The organism is Rhodoferax sp. (assembly GCF_014859475.1).
Taxonomy (GTDB): domain Bacteria; phylum Pseudomonadota; class Gammaproteobacteria; order Burkholderiales; family Burkholderiaceae_C; genus Rhodoferax.
The window spans coordinates 1-2,909 of sequence record NZ_JACUUE010000260.1 but is presented as its reverse complement, the minus strand read 5'-3'; the positions used below and the strand labels follow the sequence as shown (position 1 = coordinate 2,909).

Genomic DNA, 2,909 nt, shown 5'->3' with positions numbered 1-2,909 from the left:
GTTCAAGGTCCGTGTGCGGTATTGCGTCGATACGGCAGGCTCGCAGTGACGACATCTGGTGAGACGCTTCATTCTAAAAAAGCTCAAGTATGCGCCAGCCGCGATCCAGCGCGATCGCCCGCAACCGGTCTTCGGGGTTGGTTGCGACCGGATGGGTCACTTTTTCGAGTAGCGGCAGGTCGTTCATGGAGTCGCTGTAAAACGTGGTTTCCACGCTGGCCCAGCTCAAACCACGCGAGCCCAACCACTCTTGCACCCGCGCCACCTTGCCTTCGCGAAACGACGGTGTGCCGACGATCTCGCCGCTGAACCAGCCGCTGGCCGGGTCGCGTGCCAGGTTGACGGCAATCAGCTCGGTCACGCCAAAAGCGCTGGCAATCGGGCGCGTGACAAATTCGTTGGTGGCCGTCACGATCACCACCGCATCGCCGGCTGCCTGGTGCTGTTGCACCAGCGAAAGGGCCTTGGGGCGAATGGCGGGCTGCACCACCGTCGCCATGAATCGGGCATGCGCTGCGTGCGACTTTTCTGCGCCCTGCGCGCACAGCGCCGCCGTGGCAAAGCGCACATAGTCATGAATGTTGAGCGTGCCTGCCTGGTATTGCGCATAAAAGGCGTCGTTTTGGCGGTTGAATTCAGCCGGGTCGTGCCAGCCCAGCTTGGTGGTAAAAATGTTCCACTCGTAATCGGAATCCAGCGGAAGCAGCGTGTGATCGAGGTCGAACAGGGCCAGTTTTGTTGTCATGCGTTGTCCATCATGGCTTTGATCAGGGGAATGGTGATGGCGCGCTGGGTTTGCAGGGCGTAGCCGTCCATCAGGTCGAGCAGTTCCATCAGGTTGCCCAGGTCGCGACTGAAACGCGTCAGCATGAAGTCCATCACCTCGTCGCTTAAAACGATGCCGCGTGCCTCGGCGGACTGGCGCAGCACGGCGCGCCGCTCTGCCTCACGCAGGGGCTGCAATGCAAAAACATGCCCACCACCCAGGCGGGTGCGCAGGTCGTCGCGCAGCTTCAGGTCGGCGGGCGGCAGACTGCCCGCCGCCAGCACCGCAATTTGCAGCGTCTGGGCGTGCACAAACCAGTTGAAAGCGATTTCTTGCTGCGCGCTGCTGTAAGCATGAACATCGTCCATCAGCACGCAGGCCCAGGATTCATCGAACTCGGGCACCATTTGCACGCTGGCATCGAGCCAGCCCACGCTGGCGCCCTGCCCCTGCAGCGCCGCGCGCAAGGCCTCGAGCAAATGGCTTTTGCCGCAGGCGCTGTCGCCCCACAGGTAGGTGGCCACAGGTGAGCGCAGACTATTGCCCGGCTTGCCCAACCAGAGTTTCAGGTGCGCCAGCGCCGCCGCGTTGGGCCCGGCAAAGTAGTTTTCAAGGCTGGGCTGCGCAGGCAGGCCCATGTCGAGCACCAGTTGTTGCATCATGCGACGTGCGTATCCTGGTAGAGGGCACTGTCGAGGTAAGCCTGGCGAACCCGACGAATGGCGACCAGCAGCACGGCGCTTAGCGGCAGCGCAATGAGTACGCCGACAAAACCCAGCAAATGGCCAAACGCCAGCAAGGCAAAAATAACGGCCACCGGATGAAGTCCCATGCGTTCGCCCACCAGATAAGGCGTCAAAAAGAAACTTTCGACCAGTTGGCCCAGGCCATACACCACAGCCACCATCACCAGCACATCGACATGACCTGCCTGCGCGGAAAATTCCAGAAAGCCCGCCAGCGTGGCCAGAATCAGCCCCAGCCCGAAGCCCAGGTACGGAATGGCCACTGCCAGGCCGGTGAATACACCAATGGGCAGTGCCAGGTCCAGGCCAAACAGCGCCAGCCCGATGCTGTAGTACACCGCCAGCAACACCATCACCAGCAACTGGCCACGCAAGTACTGGCCCAGCACGATGTCGGCCTCCGAGGTAAAACTGTCCACCGTCGGACGCAACCGTGGCGGCACCAGCACCAGCAGCAAGTCAATAAAGCGGCGCCATTCCATCAGCAAGTAAAACAGCACCACCGGGATCAGCACGGCATTGCCGATCAGCGACAGGGCGACGCTGCCACCGAGCTTGGCCGAGGCCATCAACTGGCCCAGCAGGTCTTCAAAGTTGGCGTTCAGGTGCTCCATGGCAAAGGCCTTGAGACCGGCCACGTCAAACGACACATGCAGGCCGAATTGCGCCAGCAACGGTTGTAAGAACAGGTTGAATCGGTCCAGCAGCGGCGGCACCTGCTCGCGCAACAGCGGCAGTTGCTTGACCAGGATCGGCACCACCAGCAGCATCAACGCGAGCAGCAACAGCAGGAAAACAATTTCCACTACCACCACCGCCAGCAACCTTGGGATGCGGCCGCGGCCCAGCCGGTCGAGCCAGTCCACCACCGGTGTCAACGCGTAAGCCAGAATGGCCGCCACCACGAACGGCGTCAGCACCGGTGCCAGCAGCCAAAGCATGGCCACGGTGCCCAGCAGCAGCCCGAACCAGGCCGAGGCTCTTTTTTGTGTGGAAGTAAATTGCATTGAAATGGCGAAAAGCCGACACCTTAAAATCAGCCCAAATTCTATCGGGCTTAAGGCGCACCGCCTGCCCTTCCCTTGACCCTACCTGCACATTGTCATGACCCAATCCACCACTCCCCTTTCCTACAAAGCCGCCGGCGTTGACATCGAGGCGGGCGACGCGCTGGTGGAACGCATCAAGCCGCTCGCCAAAAAGACCATGCGCGAAGGCGTGCTGGCCGGCATTGGCGGCTTTGGCGCGCTGTTTGAAGTGCCCAAGCGCTACAAGGAGCCGGTGCTGGTGAGCGGCACCGATGGTGTCGGCACCAAACTCAAACTGGCGTTTGAATGGGAGATGCACGACACCGTGGGCATCGACCTGGTGGCCATGAGCGTCAACGACGTGCTGGT

General features: G+C 61.3%; 3 protein-coding genes and 1 pseudogene. 1 reads left to right on the top strand and 3 read right to left on the bottom strand.

Annotated elements, in window-relative coordinates:
* Positions 1–73: 73 nt before the first annotated feature.
* The 3 genes from IBX54_RS14050 to IBX54_RS14040 are packed head-to-tail and all read right to left on the bottom strand — an operon-like array spanning position 74 to position 2,519.
* Positions 74–745, bottom strand: a complete 672-nt coding sequence (locus IBX54_RS14050; protein WP_296543278.1) for an HAD family phosphatase — start codon at positions 743–745, stop codon at positions 74–76.
* Positions 742–1,425, bottom strand: a complete 684-nt coding sequence (gene hda / locus IBX54_RS14045; protein WP_296543279.1) for a DnaA regulatory inactivator Hda — start codon at positions 1,423–1,425, stop codon at positions 742–744. The genes IBX54_RS14050 and hda overlap by 4 nt, the downstream gene beginning before the upstream one ends.
* Complete coding sequence (locus IBX54_RS14040; RefSeq protein WP_296543277.1) at positions 1,425–2,519, bottom strand: AI-2E family transporter; 1,095 nt, start codon at positions 2,517–2,519, stop codon at positions 1,425–1,427. The genes hda and IBX54_RS14040 overlap by 1 nt, the downstream gene beginning before the upstream one ends.
* Positions 2,520–2,616: 97 nt before the next feature.
* Here IBX54_RS14040 and IBX54_RS14035 point away from each other — a divergent pair.
* Positions 2,617–2,909, top strand: a pseudogene (locus IBX54_RS14035) (phosphoribosylformylglycinamidine cyclo-ligase); the annotation flags it as partial.

Excerpts from the sequence above, each read along its gene's own strand:
- IBX54_RS14050 (WP_296543278.1), bottom strand. The coding sequence starts at position 745 with ATGACAACAAAACTGGCCCTGTTCGACCTCGATCACACGCTGCTTCCG.
- IBX54_RS14040 (WP_296543277.1), bottom strand. The coding sequence starts at position 2,519 with ATGCAATTTACTTCCACACAAAAAAGAGCCTCGGCCTGGTTCGGGCTG.
- hda (WP_296543279.1), bottom strand. The coding sequence starts at position 1,425 with ATGCAACAACTGGTGCTCGACATGGGCCTGCCTGCGCAGCCCAGCCTT.